The following is a 3,278-nucleotide window of genomic DNA, read 5'->3' as shown; positions in this document are numbered from 1 at the left end:
CGGGAGTGAGACGGCCCTCGTTCTCTTGATGGGAGAAGAGTTATTCGATAGTTATCCCCAGACTTATCTACAATAAGATTGGATATTTCCACAGGTGGGAAAGAAATGCACAAGAGCCCATTTTTCGGGAGTGAGACGGCCCTCGTTCTCTTGATGGGAGAAGAGTTATTCGATAGTTATCCCCAGACTTATCTACAATAAGATTGGATATTTCCACAGGTGGGAAAGAAATGCACAAGAGCCCATTTTTCGGGAGTGAGACGGCCCTCGTTCTCTTGATGGGAGAAGAGTTATTCGATAGTTATCCCCAGACTTATCTACAATAAGATTGGATATTTCCACAGGTGGGAAAGAAATGCACAAGAGCCCATTTTTTTTAAAAATTGCACCATTTAATTACTTTTTCTAAAAATAATGTTCCTTCAGTTGTTAGTATAGATTCAGGATGGAATTGAAATCCGCAAACTTTATCAATATTACTTCTTACTGACATAACTGTTCTTTTTAGAAATGAATTTATAGTTAATGTATTTGGAATTTTTTCTCCAATAAGAGAATGGTATCTTGCTACAGTAAATGGATTGCAAATTTTTGAAAACATTTCTTTTCCATCGTGTTCGATTAAAGATGCTTTTCCATGTAAAATTTCTCCTGCGGAAACTATTTTTCCTCCATATGATTTTATAATTGCTTGATGTCCTAAACAAATTCCTATTATTGGAATTTTTCCTTTTACTTTTTCTATTAATTTTAACATACAACCAGCTTCTTCAGGTTTTCCTGGACCTGGAGAGAGCATTAATATAGGATTTTGTATTTCATGTAGTTTTTGAAAAATTATATTTATATTAATTTGGTTTCTGTAAATTAAAACATTTTGATTTAATGTTCTTAATTGATCTACTAAATTATAAGTAAAAGAATCCATGTTATCTAGTAACAAAATATTATTTTTCATTTTGAAAAATATCTCCATTAAAATTATGAGCTTTGCATATAGATTTTAATACCGCTAATGCTTTATTTTTGCTCTCATTAGCTTCTTCTTTAGGAATGGAGTCAAATACTACTCCTGCTCCTGATTGTATTGTAGCTATGTTGTTTTTAACATATGCTGATCTAATTATAATACATGTGTCAAATATTTGAGAAGCTGTAAAATATCCTATTGATCCTCCATAGCTTCCTCTACTTTCTTTTTCTATTTTTGAAATTAGTTCCATTGCTCGAATTTTAGGTGCTCCAGTTAAAGTTCCCATATTCATACAAGCTTGATAAGCATGAAATATATCTAAATCGGATTTCAATTTTCCTACTACTTTTGAAACTAAGTGCATAACGCATGAATATTTATCTACTTTCATTATTTCAGAAACGTATCTTGTTCCAGACTTACATATTTTTGCTAAATCATTTCTAGCTAAGTCAACTAGCATTAAGTGTTCGCTTAATTCTTTTTTATTGGTTCTCATTTCTAATTCTATTCTGCTATCAAGATCTAGATTTATTGACCCATCTTTATTTTTTCCTCTCGGTCTAGTTCCAGCTATTGGATATATTTCAACTTCTCTATTGATTGGGTTGAATTTTAAAAAACTTTCTGGAGATGCACCAAATAATATAAATTTATCATCTTTCATAAAAAACATATAAGGACTTGGATTTTCTTTTTTAAGTAATTTGTAAGCAAGTAGTGAATTTTTACAGGGTAAATAGAATTTTCTAGAAGGAACAATTTGGAAAATTTCTCCATTTTGAATTCTTTTTTTCATTTTTTTTACAATTTTACAAAATTCAAAATCATTTATGTTAGTAGTTAGTTTAAAATTTTCTATATTTTTTTCAGGTATATTATTTTTTAGATTTTTTATTTTTTTTTCTATTTCTAATGCTCTTTTTTGTATTCTTTTCTTTTCGAGTGGGTTTTTTTTAAATAAAGTGGTTTGTATAAAACAAGTTTTTTTTTGATGATCTAATATAATTAATATTTCAGCTAAATAAAAACAAAAATCTGGACATCCATTTTTATTTTTTAATTTTGGTAATTTTTCAAATTCAGAAACAAGGTCATAAGAAAACATTCCTCCAAAAAATATTGCTTTAGGATAATCTTTAGGTTGTATAAAATTTTTAAATATTAATCTAAAACAATCGAATACAGATTTTGATCTTAATTTTTTTTCTTCATCAGAATCTTCTATTATAGTTGGAAATTTTATAATTAATTTTTCTTCATAGGAAATTATTTTTATTTCATTAGGTAAATTTTTACTTATTAGTTTGATAACTTCTTTTCCATTTTTAGTATACGGAATAAAAGTAACAATATTTTTTTTAGACAAAATTTTTAATGCAGTATCTGAAACAATCATGCTTTCTAAAGCATGTTTACTATTTATTTCAGCTGACTCTAAAAGTAAAGTAGAATATTTTTTTTTACAAATATTATGAAAAATAATAGTTGGATCAGACTGATAACTTATTTTTTTTTGTTCTACATATATTTTATTGTTCATTTTTTATTTTTTAAAAAATTTTATGAAGTTTTTTATTTTGAAAAAAGGTTATAAAAAAAATTTTTTATATTTAAAAACACTTTATATAAAAAAAAAAAAAAGTCAAATAAATAATAATAAATAATAATAAATAATAATAAATAATAATAAATAATAATAAATAATAATAAATAATAATAAATAATAATCAATAATAATAAATAATAATAAATAATAATAAATAATAATAAATAATAATAAATAATAATAAATAATAATAAATAATAATAAATAATAATAAATAATAATAAATAATAATAAATAATAATAAATAATAATAAATAATAATAAATAATAATAAATAATAATAAATAATAATAAATAATAATAAATAATAATAAATAATAATAAATAATAATAAATAATAATAAATAATAATAAATAATAATAAATAATAATAAATAATAATAAATAATAATAAATAATAATAAATAATAATAAATAATAATAAATAATAATAAATAATAATAAATAATAATAAATAATAATAAATAATAATAAATAATAATAAATAATAATAAATAATAATAAATAATAATAAATAATAATAAATAATAATAAATAATAATAAATAATAATAAATAATAATAAATAATAATAAATAATAATAAATAATAATAAATAATAATAAATAATAATAAATAATAATAAATAATAATAAATAATAATAAATAATAATAAATAATAATAAATAATAATAAATAATAATAAATAATAATAAAT

The 3,278-nt window shown here is 21.5% G+C and carries 1 protein-coding gene and 1 pseudogene; both read right to left on the bottom strand.

All coding sequences use genetic code 11. From position 1 onward, the window contains the following. Positions 1–388: 388 nt before the first annotated feature. Positions 389–958: pseudogene (locus RJT65_RS02610) on the bottom strand (glutamine amidotransferase-related protein); the annotation flags it as partial. After that, on the bottom strand, positions 948–2,516 hold the full coding sequence (locus RJT65_RS02605) for an anthranilate synthase component 1 (protein ID WP_343153214.1): 1,569 nt from the start codon (positions 2,514–2,516) through the stop codon (positions 948–950). The pseudogene RJT65_RS02610 and the gene RJT65_RS02605, both read right to left, overlap by 11 nt. Positions 2,517–3,278 lie beyond the last annotated feature (762 nt).

The sequence above is a fragment of the Buchnera aphidicola (Mindarus japonicus) genome (assembly GCF_039393905.1).
Classification (GTDB): domain Bacteria; phylum Pseudomonadota; class Gammaproteobacteria; order Enterobacterales; family Enterobacteriaceae; genus Buchnera_A; species Buchnera_A aphidicola_B.
Note: the sequence above shows the minus strand (reverse complement) of the source record. Positions and strands in the feature narration are given on the sequence as shown.

Bases quoted from the DNA above. Each gene is read 5' to 3' on its own strand.
- RJT65_RS02605 (WP_343153214.1), bottom strand. From the start codon at position 2,516: ATGAACAATAAAATATATGTAGAACAAAAAAAAATAAGTTATCAGTCT.